Source organism: Nocardia sp. CA-119907 (genome assembly GCF_050955995.1).
Classification (GTDB): Bacteria; Actinomycetota; Actinomycetes; order Mycobacteriales; family Mycobacteriaceae; genus Nocardia.
The window spans coordinates 7,790,434-7,804,713 of record NZ_CP192091.1; the positions used below are offsets into that span (position 1 = coordinate 7,790,434).

General features: G+C 66.8%; 14 protein-coding genes. 7 read left to right on the top strand and 7 right to left on the bottom strand.

Translation table 11 applies throughout. The features are described 5' to 3' along the window. Window positions 1-14: 14 nt before the first annotated feature. Window positions 15-488, bottom strand: a complete 474-nt coding sequence (locus ACQP2D_RS35005; RefSeq protein ID WP_433680209.1) for a ribose-5-phosphate isomerase — start codon at window positions 486-488, stop codon at window positions 15-17. A 338-nt stretch (window positions 489-826) separates the two neighbouring features. Between ACQP2D_RS35005 and ACQP2D_RS35010 the strand changes: the two genes are divergently transcribed. Then, the gene (locus tag ACQP2D_RS35010; RefSeq protein WP_433685855.1) at window positions 827-1,879 is read left to right on the top strand and encodes a M48 family metallopeptidase; all 1,053 of its coding nucleotides are present in this window, start codon (window positions 827-829) and stop codon (window positions 1,877-1,879) included. A gap of 10 nt (window positions 1,880-1,889) precedes the next feature. On the opposite strand, the gene ACQP2D_RS35015 is transcribed toward ACQP2D_RS35010, so the two are convergent. Continuing rightward, window positions 1,890-2,534 carry a mycothiol-dependent nitroreductase Rv2466c family protein gene (locus ACQP2D_RS35015; RefSeq protein ID WP_433680210.1) on the bottom strand — a complete coding sequence of 215 codons (645 nt, stop codon included), beginning with the start codon at window positions 2,532-2,534 and terminating at the stop codon, window positions 1,890-1,892. Window positions 2,535-2,713: 179 nt separating this feature from the next. Here ACQP2D_RS35015 and ACQP2D_RS35020 point away from each other — a divergent pair, with 179 nt between their 5' ends. From ACQP2D_RS35020 to ACQP2D_RS35035, 4 genes are all read left to right on the top strand, one after another. Further along, on the top strand, window positions 2,714-3,937 hold the full coding sequence (locus ACQP2D_RS35020; protein ID WP_433680211.1) for an NAD(P)/FAD-dependent oxidoreductase: 1,224 nt from the start codon (window positions 2,714-2,716) through the stop codon (window positions 3,935-3,937). A gap of 106 nt (window positions 3,938-4,043) precedes the next feature. Continuing rightward, window positions 4,044-4,445 (top strand): YciI family protein, encoded by a 402-nt coding sequence (locus tag ACQP2D_RS35025; RefSeq protein WP_433680212.1) that lies wholly within the window; start codon window positions 4,044-4,046, stop codon window positions 4,443-4,445. Window positions 4,446-4,451: 6 nt separating this feature from the next. Continuing rightward, window positions 4,452-5,675, top strand: coding sequence for an RNA polymerase sigma factor (locus tag ACQP2D_RS35030; RefSeq protein ID WP_433680213.1), 1,224 nt, complete (start codon window positions 4,452-4,454; stop codon window positions 5,673-5,675). A gap of 190 nt (window positions 5,676-5,865) precedes the next feature. Continuing rightward, window positions 5,866-6,342, top strand: a complete 477-nt coding sequence (locus ACQP2D_RS35035) for an NUDIX domain-containing protein (RefSeq protein ID WP_433680214.1) — start codon at window positions 5,866-5,868, stop codon at window positions 6,340-6,342. Between the two features lie 259 nt (window positions 6,343-6,601). On the opposite strand, the gene ACQP2D_RS35040 is transcribed toward ACQP2D_RS35035, so the two are convergent. Next, entirely contained in the window at window positions 6,602-7,435 is an 834-nt protein-coding gene (locus ACQP2D_RS35040; protein WP_433680215.1) for a phosphoribosylaminoimidazolesuccinocarboxamide synthase, read from the bottom strand. A 138-nt stretch (window positions 7,436-7,573) separates the two neighbouring features. Between ACQP2D_RS35040 and pepN the strand changes: the two genes are divergently transcribed. Next, window positions 7,574-10,156, top strand: coding sequence for an aminopeptidase N (pepN, locus tag ACQP2D_RS35045; RefSeq protein ID WP_433680217.1), 2,583 nt, complete (start codon window positions 7,574-7,576; stop codon window positions 10,154-10,156). Window positions 10,157-10,323: 167 nt separating this feature from the next. On the opposite strand, the gene ACQP2D_RS35050 is transcribed toward pepN, so the two are convergent. From ACQP2D_RS35050 to ACQP2D_RS35065, 4 genes are all read right to left on the bottom strand, one after another. Then, the gene (locus ACQP2D_RS35050) at window positions 10,324-10,788 is read right to left on the bottom strand and encodes a DUF5130 domain-containing protein (RefSeq protein ID WP_433680218.1); all 465 of its coding nucleotides are present in this window, start codon (window positions 10,786-10,788) and stop codon (window positions 10,324-10,326) included. After that, complete coding sequence (gene ctaJ, locus ACQP2D_RS35055) at window positions 10,775-11,053, bottom strand: aa3-type cytochrome oxidase subunit CtaJ (protein ID WP_433680219.1); 279 nt, start codon at window positions 11,051-11,053, stop codon at window positions 10,775-10,777. The genes ACQP2D_RS35050 and ctaJ overlap by 14 nt, the downstream gene beginning before the upstream one ends. A 61-nt stretch (window positions 11,054-11,114) precedes the next feature. Then, complete coding sequence (locus ACQP2D_RS35060; RefSeq protein WP_433685856.1) at window positions 11,115-12,650, bottom strand: glycoside hydrolase family 13 protein; 1,536 nt, start codon at window positions 12,648-12,650, stop codon at window positions 11,115-11,117. Between the two features lie 200 nt (window positions 12,651-12,850). Then, on the bottom strand, window positions 12,851-13,255 hold the full coding sequence (locus ACQP2D_RS35065; RefSeq protein WP_355181104.1) for a globin: 405 nt from the start codon (window positions 13,253-13,255) through the stop codon (window positions 12,851-12,853). Between the two features lie 190 nt (window positions 13,256-13,445). Between ACQP2D_RS35065 and ACQP2D_RS35070 the strand changes: the two genes are divergently transcribed. Next, window positions 13,446-14,153: an HNH endonuclease gene (locus ACQP2D_RS35070; protein WP_433680220.1), complete on the top strand. Its 708-nt coding sequence runs from the start codon at window positions 13,446-13,448 to the stop codon at window positions 14,151-14,153. Window positions 14,154-14,280 lie beyond the last annotated feature (127 nt).

Below are 14,280 nucleotides of genomic sequence, written 5' to 3' on the forward strand. Positions count from 1 at the left end.
GGCGGATTACGCGCTCAGTAGGCCGGAACGGCCGGCGGCACACCGGTCTTCTCGTAGTCGGCCAGGATGTCGATGCGGCGCTGGTGGCGCGGTTCCTCGGACCACTTGGTCGAGATGAACGCGTCCACGATCGCCAGCGCCTCCTCGGTGGAGTGCATGCGACCGCCGATGCCGATCAGCTGGGCGTTGTTGTGCTCACGGGCCAGCTGGGCGGTCTCCACGCTCCAGGCCAGGGCGCAGCGGGCGCCGGGCACCTTGTTCGCGGCGATCTGCTCGCCATTGCCGCTGCCGCCGAAGACCAGGCCGAGGCTGCCCGGATCGGCGACGGTGCGACGGGCCGCCTCGATGCAGAAGGCGGGGTAGTCGTCGAGCGCGTCGTACTCGAGGGCGCCGCAGTCGACGACCTCGTGGCCCGCCTGCTCCAGATGGGCCTTGACGTGATTCTTCAGTTCGAAACCGGCATGGTCGGCACCCAGGTATACGCGCATGGCTGCGATTGTGTCAGGCGTGTTCGGCCGCGCCGCGAGGGGGACACGCGTCGCCGCGCCAGCGGGATTAACACCGATAGCGGCCGCGGCGAATCGACAGGTATGCCACCCGTGTTCGCGGCCATCGGTACCGACCGCGCGACAACGGCTTCGACCGTCGTCTCCGGCAAATGAATAGAGTTCTCCGTATGCAGCCGCCCGAATCCAAGCCGCCCCAGCAGGCGGGCCGACCCGCCGACCCCTATCCCGCCTTGGGCGGCTGGGCGCGGACTCAGGACGCGACCGCCACATCGATCGGGCATGTTTCCGCCCAGCAGGATTCGCCCCAGTACCCATCGATGCCTCAATACCCGTCAATGCCCCAATACCCCTCGACACCCCAGCCCTACCCCGGGTTGCCATACCCGACGCCCCACTACGGTCCGGCGCCGTACACCCAGGCTCCCCACGGAGTGGTCCCGGTACCGCCCGGGACACCGCCGCAGCGTCAGCCGCGCGGTCTGTCGCCGTACGGGATGCCTGCCCGGCATCCGTGGGAGATTCCGCTGCTCGTGGTCGTATGCGTGATCACCACGATCGCGTTGCTGCTGGCAGTGCTGGTGTTCGTCGACCTCATCCTGGATGGGAAGCTGCCGAGTCCGTACGTGGCGATCCTGGTCTTCGCGCCGATCGTGGTCTGGTTCCTGCGCGGTATGGGTTATGCGGCCCAGCGGGTCAACGGCGTCAAGATGTCACCGACGCAGTTCCCGGAGGGCTATCAACTGGTGGTCGAGGCGGCGGCGCGCTTCGGGTTGGCCAAGGTCCCCGACGCCTACGTGGTGCTCGGCAATGGCCAGATCAATGCCTTCGCCTCCGGGCACGGGTTCCGGCGCTATGTCGCGGTCTACAGCGATCTGTTCGAAATCGGCGGCGCCGCACGCGAACCCGATGCGCTCGCCTTCATCATCGGTCACGAGGTCGGGCATATCGCGGCCGGACACACCTCGTATTGGCGCCAGCTCGGCATGTTCGTCGCGCCGTCGCTGCCGATCATCGGCAGCTCGCTGATCCGGTCCCAGGAGTACACCGCCGACAACCACGGCTACTGCAACCGGCACGTGGGTGCACCGGCCGCCATGGGCACCCTGGCCGCCGGCAAGTATCTGAACAAACTGGTCGGCTTCGACGAGATGGCCGACCGGGCCGCGGGCGAAAAGGGTTTCTTCGTCTGGGTCATCAATGCCATGGCCTCGCATCCGGTGCTGACCTGGCGGATGTGGGCGCTGCGCGACCGCAGCAGGCACGGCCGTCTGTTCTGGCGGCCGAACCGACCGGCCGGTGCGCCCCCGGCCGGTCCGTATCCGAGCAGCTACGGCGAGGTTCCGGCGCTGCCGCCGAAACCCGTGCCGTAACGCAGCGCGCTCAGTCGAAGGCGGGATCCTCGGTCCTGGTCCGCTTCAGCTCGAAGAAATGCGGGTAGTCGGCCAGGGTGACCGCGGCATCCCACAGCTTCCCGGCCTCCTCGCCGCGCGGGATCCGCGACAGCACCGGACCGAAGAACGCCGTGCCGTTGATGTGAATGGTCGGCGTGCCGACATCGGGTCCGACCTTGTCCATTCCCTCGTGATGGCTCTTGCGCAGCGCCTCGTCGTATTCGGTGCTCTCGGCGGCCGCGGCGAGTTCGGCGGGCAGGCCGACCTCGGCGAGCGAATCCGCGATCACCGCGGCGAGGGTCTCCTTGCGGGAATCGCGCGTGTACTCCTCGCGCCGGTTGTGGATGCGGGTGCCCATGGCCGTGTACAGCGGCGACAGCACCTTGTCACCGTGCGCCTGCGCGGCGGCAATGGCGACCCGGACCGGACCCCAGCCGGTGGCGAGCAGCTCCTCGTATTGCGGTGGCAGCCCCTCCTTGCCCTCGTTGAGCACCGACAGGCTCATCACGTGGAAGCGGGCCTCGATATCACGGACCTGCTCGACCTCCAGGATCCAGCGGGAGGTGATCCAACACCACGGGCACAGCGGGTCGAACCAGAAATCGGCGACATTCTTGGTGGTCGTCTCGCTCATGACCTGTTCCTCTCCATCGCATGCAGTTAGCGCGGTGGCTCGGCACACCGCTACCCGTGGCCAACCACGAAGCCGCGCGATTCGTTCCCGTGCCGGTCACCGATTTCCTAAAAGGCGGCGTCGGGTCCCAGTAGGGTTGAGACGCAGGCATCCGGTGCCCTCCCGACAAGGAGTCCGCAATGACCTCTGATCAGCGTTTCGTCATCGTCGGTGGCGGTCTGGCCGCGGCCAAACTGGCGGAGGCACTGCGCGACAACGATTTCGCCGGAGCCGTGACGCTGATCAGCGCCGAGGACTATCTGCCCTACGAGCGTCCACCGCTGTCCAAGGAACATCTGGCGGGCAAGAAATCGCTCGAGGAATTCACCGTGGATCCGGGCCAGTGGTACCGCGATCACCATATCGACGTGCGGTTGGGCACGGAGGTCGGCGCGATCGATCGGACCGCGAAAACCGTGACGCTGCCGGACGGTTCGACGCTCGGCTACGACAAGCTCGCGCTCGCGACCGGTTCGACACCGCGTCGGCTGCCGATTCCCGGTATGGACGCCCGCGGCGTCTACACCCTGCGCACCATCGGCGATTCCGACACCCTGATCGAGCTGTTCGGCACCGCGCGCCGCCTCGTCATCATCGGGGCGGGCTGGATCGGGCTGGAGGTCGCTTCGGCCGCGCGCGCCGCCCAGGTCGAGGTCACCATTGTCGAGTCCGCCGAATTGCCGCTGCTGGCGGCGCTCGGGCCGGAAATGGCCCGGGTCTTCGCGCAGTTGCATCGCGACCACGGCGTCGACTTCCGATTCGGCGCGCAGGTCAGCGAGATCACCACTCATGATGTGGAGACGGATCTGGCGACCGGTGTACGGCTCGCCGATGGCACCGTCATCGAGGGGGATGCGGTGCTGGTCGCGATCGGCGCGCGTCCGAATATCGAGCTGGCCGCGGACGCCGGGCTCGCGACCAACGGCGGCGTGCTCGTCGATGCCGGCCTGGCCACCAGCGACCCGGATATCGTCGCGGTCGGCGATATCGCCGAGGAGCAGCATCCGGTGCTCGGCCGCCCGATTCGGGTGGAGCACTGGGCCAATGCGCTGAACCAGCCCGCCGTCGCGGCTCGGACCATGCTCGGAAAGTCCGCGTCATACGAGCGGCTGCCCTACTTCTTCACCGACCAATACGACCTGGGCATGGAGTACACCGGCTACGCCGCGCCCGGCGAGTACGCGCGGGTAGTGGTGCGCGGTGATGAGGCCAAGCGCGAGTTCGTCGCGTTCTGGCTCGACGCCGACAACCGGGTACTGGCGGGAATGAACGTGAACATCTGGGATGTCACCGACCGGATCAAGGACATGATCGGCCAGCAGGTCGATCCGGACCGGCTCGCCGATCCCGCGACACCCTTGTGATGTGGATCACGGCGAGCTATTCGAGGATGTGTCGAATCGACGCGGCGGGCTCCGACCTCATCGCGAACGCGCCGGAAGGGCGCACCGAAGGCCAGGGAGACCGGATATGAAGTACATGCTGCTCAAGACCTACGGAGCCGCCGCCAACTGCGACACCCCGATCACCGAGTGGACGCCGGAAGAGATCCAGGCGCATCTGGATTTCCAGCGGGCGCTGGGTGCGGAGCTGGCCAAGAACGGTGAGCTGGTCGACGCCCAGGGACTGGCCGGACCGGAAGACGCGCGGGTGGTCAGTTCGGACGGGCGCTCGGCGCCGGTGATCACCGACGGGCCGTTTCCGGAGACCAAGGAATTCCTCGCCGGATATTGGATCGTCGATGTGGACAGTCCGGAGCGCGCGCTGCAGATCGCCGCGCAGGCGTCGGCGGCGCCCGGGCCGGGCGGGCAGCCGATCGGTGAGCGCATCGAGGTGCGCGCGGTGATGGGTGTTCCGGCCACCGACCAATAGTCGCCGATGAGCACGACATTGCCCGCGGGCATCGAGGACCTGTTGCGCGAACTCGCGCCGCAGGTCCTCGGCACCTTGGTGCGCCGGTTCGGTGATTTCGACACCGCCGAGGATGCGCTGCAGGAGGCCATGCTCGCGGCGGCGACCCAGTGGCCCGCCGACGGTCTGCCGGACAATCCGCGCGGGTGGCTGATCCAGGTCGCGCAACGGCGGATGGCCGATACGGTGCGCGCCGAAGTGGCTCGGCGGCGCAGAGAGACAACGGTTTTCGAACGCGATGTGCCCGACGCAGAGGCCGTCGATCGGGATGACACGCTCGCCATGTTCTTCCTCTGCTGCCATCCGGCACTGTCGCCCGCGAGTGCCATCGCACTGACATTGCGCGCGGTCGGCGGGCTCGGCACGGCGGAGATCGCCAACGCCTTCCTGCTGCCGGAAGCGACCATGGCGCAGCGGATCACGCGTGCCAAGAAGAAGCTGGCCACCCTCGACCGGCCGTTCGCCCGGCCCGGTGACACGCAATGGCACGAGCGGCTGGGGTCGGTGCTGCACGTGCTGTATCTGATCTTCAACGAGGGGCACACCAGCACCTCGGGGCCCGACCTGCAACGGACGGATCTGTCCGGCGAGGCGATCCGTCTGACCAGATCAGTGCACCGGCTGCTGCCCGACGACACCGAGGTGACCGGGCTGCTCGCGCTCATGCTGCTCACCGACTCCCGCCGGGCCGCACGCACCGGGCCGCACGGTGAGTTGATTCCGCTCGCCGAGCAGAACCGCGCGCTGTGGGATCGCGCGCTGATCACCGAGGGCACCACGCTGACGACCGGCACCCTCACATCGGGCCTCACCGGGCCCTACCAAATCCAGGCCGCGATCGCGGTGCTGCACGCACAGGCCCGGCGTGCCGAGGACACCGACTGGACGCGAATCCTGGCGCTGTACAACATGATCGAGCGCATCTCGAAGAACCCGATGGTGACCCTCAACCGCGCCGTCGCCACCGCCATGGTCCACGGCCCCGCCGCAGGCCTCGCACTCACCGACACCCTCGACGATCAACTGGCGGGCAGCCACCGCCTCGACGCGGTCCGCGGCCACCTACACGAAATGGCAGGCGATTTCGACGCCGCCATCACCCACTACACCGCCGCCGCCCACCACACCACGAGCTCCCCCGAACGCGACTACCTGACCCTGCGCGCCGCCCACCTCCACCATCGCCCCTGACCCACCGCACCCGCCCTCCCCGTCGCATCGATCAGGGACGAGTGGCGGTTGCGACGTGCGACAGGCTGCCCGAGTCGCACGTCGGGCCAGCCCGGCGCGCACGGAGGCCCCGCCAGATCTGGTAGCGGCACCGACGGGTGGGGCCGTGTCGCGTGCGCGTCTAGTTGCGGCAGGCGGCAGACTGCTGGGTGTGGCAGGGAAATTCAGTGCCGGGATTCTGTTGTTCCGCCGGAGCTCCGGTGATGTCGAGGTCCTGATCGGACATATGGGTGGACCGTTCTGGGCGCGTAAGGATGCGGGGGCCTGGTCGATTCCGAAGGGCGAATACGAGCCGGAGCGCGAGAGCCCCGAGGACGCCGCGGTCCGCGAGTTCACCGAGGAACTGGGCCTACCGGTGCCCGAAGGCGAGCGGGTGCCGCTCGGCGAGGTTCGTTACGGCAGTGGCAAATCCACCAAGAACCTCTCCGTCTGGGCCGTCGAGGCCGACCTGGATCCGGCCGAGGTGGTGCCCGGCACCTTCGATCTGGAGTGGCCGCCCAAATCCGGCCGCATCGCCACCTTCCCGGAAATCGACCGCGCCGCCTGGTTCGACCTGCCCACCGCCCACGAAAAGCTCGGCAACGGCCAACGCCCCTACCTCGACCGCCTCACCCAACACCTCAGCTGACCGCTTCCGCACCCGCCAGGACGCTGGATGCCGCCCCGGGTCTGCTCAGCGGTCAGCGATGTTGGCCGCACCAAATCTTCCCAGCGGCCAGCGCAGTGCACCCGCGCCAGATCTCCCCAGCGGCCACCGAAATGCGCCGCGCCAAAGCTGCCCCAACGATCAGCGAAGCGCGCCGCCTCGGACCTGTCCGGCGTCAGCGAGTACAGCCACTCCGGATCTCCCAGTAGCCGCTGTATGCCGCCCCGGACCTGCGCATCGGTCAGCGGGTTGCGCCCCAGACCTGCCCGGTGATGAGTTCGTAGGCTTCCATGTACTTCTGGCGGGTGGCTTCGACGATGTCCGCGGGGATCTCCGGGCCCGGATATTCCTTGTTCCAGCCGGTGGAGGTGGACCAGTCGCGGACGAACTGCTTGTCGAAGGAGCGCTGGGGGCGGCCGGGCTCCCATTCGGCGGCGGGCCAGAAGCGCGAGGAGTCCGAGGTCAGCACCTCGTCGCCCAGGGTGAGAGTGTCACCGTCCCAACCGAATTCGACCTTGGTGTCGGCGACGATGACACCGCGCTCGGCGGCGTGCGCGGCACCTCGGGTGTAGATCCGCAAGGTCAGCTCACGCAATTGCTCGGCGACCTCGCGCCCCTCCTGGTTCACCACATCCGCGAAGGTGATGGGCTCATCGTGCCCCTCGGATGCCTTGCTGGACGGCGTGAAAATCGGTTCGGGCAGTTTGTCGCCATCGCGCAGCCCCGGCGGCAATGCGATACCGGAGACGGTGCCGGTTTGCTCGTACTCCTTGAGCCCCGATCCGGTCAGGTAGCCGCGCGCGATGCATTCGACCTGCAGCATCTTCAGCGGCTTGACCCGAATGCCGCGACCGGCGAATTCCGCGGGCACATCGGTCGCCGAGACCACATGGTTGGGCACGTCGGTGAAGTACTCGAACCACCAGTTCGACAGCTGGGTCAGCAGCGCGCCCTTATCCGGGATCGGTGTCGGCAGCACCACGTCATAGACCGACACTCGGTCCGACGCCACGAGCAGCAGCGTGTCGCCGTCCTCGTAGAGGTCGCGCACCTTTCCGGCGTGGATGTGCTTCACGTCGCGCTCCGATCCTGGTCGATAGGGTTTATGGGAAAAACTTCCGCGCGGGCAACCTTACCGAGGTGGCATTGTGGTGAGTGCTGTGCCCGCCGGGCGGCCCGCCCGCGCATGTTCTTCGACCAACGAAGGAGTCCCATGTCCGCACCGAACCTGACTCGCGACCAGGCGATCGAACGCGCCTCGACAGTGCAGGTCGAGAACTATCGCATCGACCTCGACCTGACCGACGGGGCCGGGAAGCCGGGCGAGCAGACCTTCTTCTCCCGCAGCACGGTCACCTTCACCGCGACCGCGGGCGCGAGCACCTTCATCGATATCGTCGCCCGCGGGGTCCGCTCGGCCGTGCTCAACGGCACCGCGATCGATATCGCCGACTACGACGAGTCCAAGGGCATCACACTCACCGGTCTGGCCGAGCGCAACGAACTGGTCGTCGAGGCCGACTGTGAATACTCCAATACCGGTGAGGGCCTGCACCGCTTCGTCGATCCCACCGATGACGCGGTCTACCTGTACTCGCAGTTCGAAACCGCCGACGCCAAGCGCATGTTCGCCTGCTTCGACCAGCCGGACCTCAAGGCCACCTTCGATATCAGCGTGACCGCCGCGCCGAACTGGAAGGTCATCTCCAACGGAGCCGCGGTCGATACGCTGCTCGCCGATCCCGGCAAGCACCTGTTCCGCACCACCCCGAAGATGAGCACCTACCTGGTCGCGCTCATCGCGGGCCCGTACGCGGAATGGACCGACGCCTACACCGACGACCATGGCACCATCCCGCTCGGCATCTACTGCCGCTCCTCGCTCGCCGAGCACATGGATGCCGATCGGCTGTTCACCGAGACCAAACAGGGCTTCGGCTTCTATCACAAGAACTTCGGTGTGCCCTACGCGTTCGGCAAGTACGACCAGCTGTTCGTCCCGGAATTCAATGCGGGCGCGATGGAGAACGCCGGTGCCGTCACCTTCCTCGAGGACTACGTCTTCCGGTCCAAGGTGACCCGCGCGTCCTATGAGCGGCGGGCCGAGACGGTGCTGCACGAGATGGCGCACATGTGGTTCGGCGATCTGGTCACCATGAAGTGGTGGGACGACCTGTGGTTGAACGAGTCGTTCGCGACCTTCGCCTCGGTGCTGTGCCAATCCGAGGCGACCGAATACACCAGCGCCTGGACCACTTTCGCGAATGTGGAGAAGTCCTGGGCGTACCGCCAGGACCAGCTGCCGTCCACGCATCCGATCGCCGCCGATATTCCGGATCTGCACGCGGTCGAGGTCAACTTCGACGGAATCACCTACGCCAAGGGCGCTTCCGTGCTCAAGCAGCTGGTGGCCTACGTCGGGCTGGAAGCGTTCCTCGCCGGTCTGCGCGACTACTTCACCGAACACGCCTACGGCAATGCCACTTTCGACGATCTGCTCTCGGCGCTGGAGAAGTCCTCCGGCCGCGATCTGTCCGACTGGGGCGCGCAGTGGCTCAAGACCACCGGACTGAATATCCTGCGTCCGGACTTCGAGGTCGATCCCGGCGGCCGTTTCACCAGGTTCGCGGTCGTTCAGGAGGGTGCGGAACCGGGCGCTGGTGAGCGTCGCGTGCATCGCCTCGCGATCGGCGTGTACGGCGAACGGGATGGAAAGCTGGTCCGCACCAACCGCATCGAACTCGACCTCGACGCGGCCGAGCGCACCGAGGTGCCCGAACTCGTCGGCGTGGAACGCGGCCAGCTGGTGTTGATCAACGACGACGATCTCACCTACTGCTCGGTGCGTCTCGATCCCGATTCGCTCGATGTGGTGCTGCACCGCATCCACGAAGTCGTCGAACCGCTGCCGCGCACGCTGTGCTGGTCGGCGGCATGGGAGATGACCAGGCAGGCCGAGATGCGCGCACGCGACTTCGTCGCCCTGGTGCAGCGCGGAATCGGCACCGAGACCGAAATCGGTGTGGTGCAGCGACTTCTGATGCAGGCCAATACCGCGATCGGCAGCTACGCCGATCCGGAGTGGGCCAACACCACCGGCTGGACCGAATACGCCAACCGGCTGCTGGAACTGGCCCGCGAGGCCACGGAGGGCTCGGATCATCAGCTCGCCTTCGTCAATGCGCTCACCGGCGCGCGGCTGCAGGCCTGGCACACCGAGGTGCTTCGCGAACTGCTCGACGGCGATCCGGCCAACGTCGGTCTGTCCGGTCTGGCGGTGGACACCGATCTGCGCTGGCGGCTGGTCACCGCGCTGGCGGCGGCGGGCGAGATCGATGCCGAGGGCCTCGACACCCCGTTCATCGACCAGGAATTGGCCAACGACCCCACCGCGGCCGGTAAGCGCCAGGCCGCGGCGGCGGCGACGGCGCGGCCGATTGCCGAGGTGAAGGCGCAGGCCTGGAATACGGTGATGTCCGACGATACGGTGCCGAATATCACCGCTCGCTCGATCGTCGGCGGCTTCGCACCGGCAGGCCAGGGTGAGCTGCTCGCGCCCTATGTCGACCGCTATTTCGCCGATGTGCCCGGTGTCTGGGAGCGCCGCTCCAGCGAGGTGGCGCAAACCGTCGTCGTCGGCCTCTACCCTGCCTGGGCGATCAGCGAGGATGCCGTGGCGACGGCGGACAAGTTCCTCGCCGGTGATCATCCGCCCGCCCTGCGCCGCCTGGTGACCGAGGGCAAGGCGGGCATCGAACGCTCACTGCGCGCCCGCGCCTTCGACGCCCAGGGCTGAACGGGCTCGCGACACTGAGGGCTACACGAAACGGGGCGTGCCCATCGTCATGATGGGCACGCCCCGTTTCGCATCTCTCCCAAGCCTGCAGGCCGATGTTCCGTGCGGCACAACGCAAACGGCGCGTCCACCTTCGCAGGTGAACGCGCCGCGGTGAAACCGGTGGATCAGCGACCGATGGCGGCGGCCATGACGCGGACCGCGGAGATCAGACCGTCGATGAGCTGGCCCTGACGGAAGGAGCTCAGGGCGGCGGTGACGCCGAGTTGGCAGACGCGGTCGTTGGCCCGGTCGGCGATCTCGCTGCCGGAACGGACCTCTACGGCCTTGTCGTTGGGCGAGACGGCGATGAGCACCGAACGCGCCGCCTCGGGGGTTGCGGGGAAGACCGCGTCCGCACCGGCTGCGGGATCCGCTCCCAGATCGCCGATGTAGACGTTGAAGCGCACCTTGGTCGCGCGGGTCGCCTCGGTGAGCACGTTGTCCATGGCCAGCCGCTCGTCATCGCTGAACGGGGCTTCCTTGAACACCGCACCGGCCTCGTGCACACCGGAGACGCGGCCGCTGCTGGTGACCACCGAACCGTGCGGCAGTTCGGATTCGACTACCGCGGGCCAATTAGAACTTGCCACTTGCCCGGCCTCCGATCAGCTCGACCTCGGTGGATTCGATTGCCGCATGGTGCTCATGCGACGACTCTGCAGTGTGGTGACCCGATCCGGTCACCTCGTCGGTAGCACTCCACAGCACGGCAGGCTGGGTCCACTTCTGACCGAGGTCGAAGTGGACCGGCTTCTCGCCGGGCAGTGGCTTGCCGAGAAACGACAATCCGGCGATCGCGCCGTAGATCACCAGCGGGATGCCGAGGAAGATCAGCACTGTCTCGAGAATGCTCACGGACTTACGGTAGACGATGCCGTGTAGTAGTTCGCGTTCTGGTCGAGCTCGTGTTGTGTGATCACACCAGCCAGGCGGCGGCATTCGCGGCCAGCTGACCGTTCTCCGACGGGGCGCTGGCGAGCAGTACCTCACCGGGCGGCAAGGAGATCGGCACGGGCGAGGCGTTCAGCACACAGACCAGTCCACCGGGCCGCCGGAAGGCGAGGCAACCGGCCGGGCTGCCGTACCACTCGATCCGCGGACCCGCGAATTCCGGTCGGACACCACGCAATTCGATTGCCATCCGATACAGCGACAGGGTGGAGCCCAACGCCTCCAACTGCGCCTCGACCGTCGATGCCGCCCATTCCGGCGGCATCGGCAACCAGGACTCGCCCGTGGTGAATCCGAACGGCGGTGCCGCGCCCTCCCACGGAATCGGCACCCGGCAGCCGTCGCGGCCGCGCTCGGTATGTCCGGAGCGCTCCCAGACCGGATCTCGCAGCGCGGCCTCGGGCAGATCGTCGACATTGGGCAGCCCGAGTTCGGCGCCGTTGTAGATGAAGACCGCGCCGGGCAGTGCCAGCTCCACCATCATCATCGCGCGGGCCCGCGCCACTCCGACGGGACCGCCGCCGTACCGGGTGACCTCACGTGCGATGTCGTGATTGGACAGGGTCCAGGTGGGAACCGCGCCCACCGGGGCGACGGCCGCGAGCGAGTTGTCGATGGCCGCACGCACCGCGTCGGCATCGAACGGGGTCTCGGCGAGGCGGAAGTTGAAGGCCAGGTGCAGTTCGTCCGGCCGGACGTACTCGCCGAAGCGGGTGTTGTCGTCCACCCAGACCTCGCCGATCGAGACCGCGTTCGGATATTCGTCGAGGACCTTGCGGATACGGCGGTGGATCTCGTGCACGGCGGGATTGTTGAAACGCGGATCGTCATCGTCGTGCACCAGCATCTTGGTCTCGACGCGCTCCATATCGGGCAGACCGTCCGGTTTGGCCATACCGTGCGCGACATCGAGGCGGAACCCGTCGACGCCCCTATCCAGCCAGAAGCGCAGCGTCTGCTCGAAATCGGCGGCGATCTCTGGATTTGCCCAGTTCAGATCCGGTTGCTCGGACGCGAATATGTGCAGGTACCACTGGCCGGGCCGGCCGTCGGGCTCGATGACGCGGGTCCAGGCGGGCCCGCCGAAAATGCTCGGCCAGTTGTTCGGCGGTGTCGAGCCGTCGGGTCCGCGACCGTCGCGGAAGATATAGCGCTCGCGTTCCCGACTACCCGGTGCCGCGGCCAGTGCCGCCGCGAACCACGGATGCCGATCGCTGGTGTGGTTCGGCACCAGATCCATGGTCACCTTGAGATGGCGCTCGTGTGCCTCGGCGATCAGCTCGTCCATTGCCGCCATACCGCCGAAGAGCGGGTCGATATCGCGCGGATCGGCGACGTCGTAACCGCCGTCGGCCATGGGCGAGCGCATCACCGGGCAGATCCAGAGCGCGTCGACCCCGAGCAGTTCCAGGTAGCCGAGCTTGTCGCGAATCCCGCGGAGATCGCCGATCCCGTCGCCGTCGGAGTCCGCGAAGGATCTCGGATAGACCTGGTAGAACATGGCCGACCGCCACCAAGGTTGGGCGGTGCGATCCACCGGCGCCGGGACGGCAGGTGTATCAGTCACATCCGTAATAGTGCCAAAGATTTTCGGCAAATTCGCACAGGCTCAGCCGGATGCGAAGATATCTGGCAAATATTCAGCATCCGATACGTGCGTCGAAAACCTCGGGACTACGCGGGAACTCAACAGAGACGATCTCACCAAGCGGCATTCACCAGCGAATTCGCCGCCATCTCGAGGTAATCGAGTAATGCCTTGCGATGCTCATCGTCGAGAATCTCCGGTTCGATCTCCGCAACGCCGATCCGCATACAGCGCAGCCACGCATCGCGCTCCACCGGACCGATCTTGAACGGCATATGCCGCATTCGCAGCCGCGGATGCCCACGCTCATCGGAGTACGTGCGCGGTCCACCCCAGTACTGCTCCAGGAACATGCGCAGCCGCCGCTCCGCCGGTCCGAGGTCCTGTTCCGGGTACAGCGGGCGCAATACCTCGTCGGCCGCCACCTCTCGATAGAACGCCGCGATGATCCGGTGGAACGTCGCCGCCCCGCCGATCGCGTCGTAGAACGACGTCGCTGTCTGCTCGCCGGAAGTCATCAGGTCCTCTCGCTCGGTCCGTATGGGCCGCACTCCATTGTGCCCGCGTCACGAACGGGCGGCCCTTCAACCACAGTTCATCCGACATTGTGCGAAATCACCGTGCAATAGTGCGCATTCCATGGTCAACTGGGTGGCAGTCTCTGCCGAGATACCACATGATCTTGATAACTATGAAACCGGGGTCCCCATGAAGCAGCGGCACGGCCGATCACACGAGGCCAGGACGCACCGACAACTCCAGCCCGCCGACGTCCACAATCGTGGGTCGGGGGCTACTCCGCTGCACATCTTGTCCGATCACTATCCGGGTGCCCATCGCACCGGTGAGCCTGCTCACCACAATCCGCACCTCACGCCGGTCCAGAACGAGACCGCCAACTGGTTGAAGCGCCGGGTGTTGCTTCTCAATGCCACCTACGAGCCGCTCACCGCGCTGTCCGCACGCCGCGCCGTGGTGCTCCTGATCTGCGATAAAGCCGATACCGTCCACCACGACCCGCAGGGCTCGGTGGTGCATTCCGCCGAATCCGCCGTCACCATTCCGTCGGTCATCCGGCTGCGCAGCTACGTTCATGTGCCCTATCGCGCACGCGTCCCGATGACCCGCGCCGCCCTCATGCATCGCGACCGCTATCGCTGCGGGTATTGCGGTGGCAAGGCAGAGACCATCGATCACGTCATCCCGCGCAGCCGCGGCGGCGAGCATTCCTGGGAGAACTGCGTCGCGAGTTGTGCCCCGTGCAATCACCGCAAGGCGGACAAACTGCTCACCGAGTTGGGCTGGACGTTGCGTTCGCCACTGGTCTCACCGAAGGGACCGCACTGGCGGCTGTTGTCGACCACCGCGGAGCTGGATCCGGTGTGGTTGCAGTATCTCGGCGAGGGTGCCGCCTGACTCCTGACCGGATCGGTTCCGTCGGGCTGGGACTCGCGTTCATTCGCCGCACGCGTTCTTGGTCACCACGTTCGGATCCACGGGGTCGATCGATGCACGCCACACCGGCCAGTCCGCGGCCGACGAT

Coding starts and splice junctions, on each gene's coding strand:
- pepN (WP_433680217.1), top strand. CDS start 7,574: ATGTCCGCACCGAACCTGACTCGCGACCAGGCGATCGAACGCGCCTCG.
- ACQP2D_RS35030 (WP_433680213.1), top strand. CDS start 4,452: ATGAGCACGACATTGCCCGCGGGCATCGAGGACCTGTTGCGCGAACTC.
- ACQP2D_RS35065 (WP_355181104.1), bottom strand. CDS start 13,255: ATGACTTCCGGCGAGCAGACAGCGACGTCGTTCTACGACGCGATCGGC.
- ACQP2D_RS35070 (WP_433680220.1), top strand. CDS start 13,446: ATGAAGCAGCGGCACGGCCGATCACACGAGGCCAGGACGCACCGACAA.
- ACQP2D_RS35010 (WP_433685855.1), top strand. CDS start 827: ATGCCTCAATACCCGTCAATGCCCCAATACCCCTCGACACCCCAGCCC.
- ACQP2D_RS35020 (WP_433680211.1), top strand. CDS start 2,714: ATGACCTCTGATCAGCGTTTCGTCATCGTCGGTGGCGGTCTGGCCGCG.
- ACQP2D_RS35005 (WP_433680209.1), bottom strand. CDS start 488: ATGCGCGTATACCTGGGTGCCGACCATGCCGGTTTCGAACTGAAGAAT.
- ACQP2D_RS35060 (WP_433685856.1), bottom strand. CDS start 12,650: ATGTTCTACCAGGTCTATCCGAGATCCTTCGCGGACTCCGACGGCGAC.
- ACQP2D_RS35025 (WP_433680212.1), top strand. CDS start 4,044: ATGAAGTACATGCTGCTCAAGACCTACGGAGCCGCCGCCAACTGCGAC.
- ACQP2D_RS35015 (WP_433680210.1), bottom strand. CDS start 2,534: ATGAGCGAGACGACCACCAAGAATGTCGCCGATTTCTGGTTCGACCCG.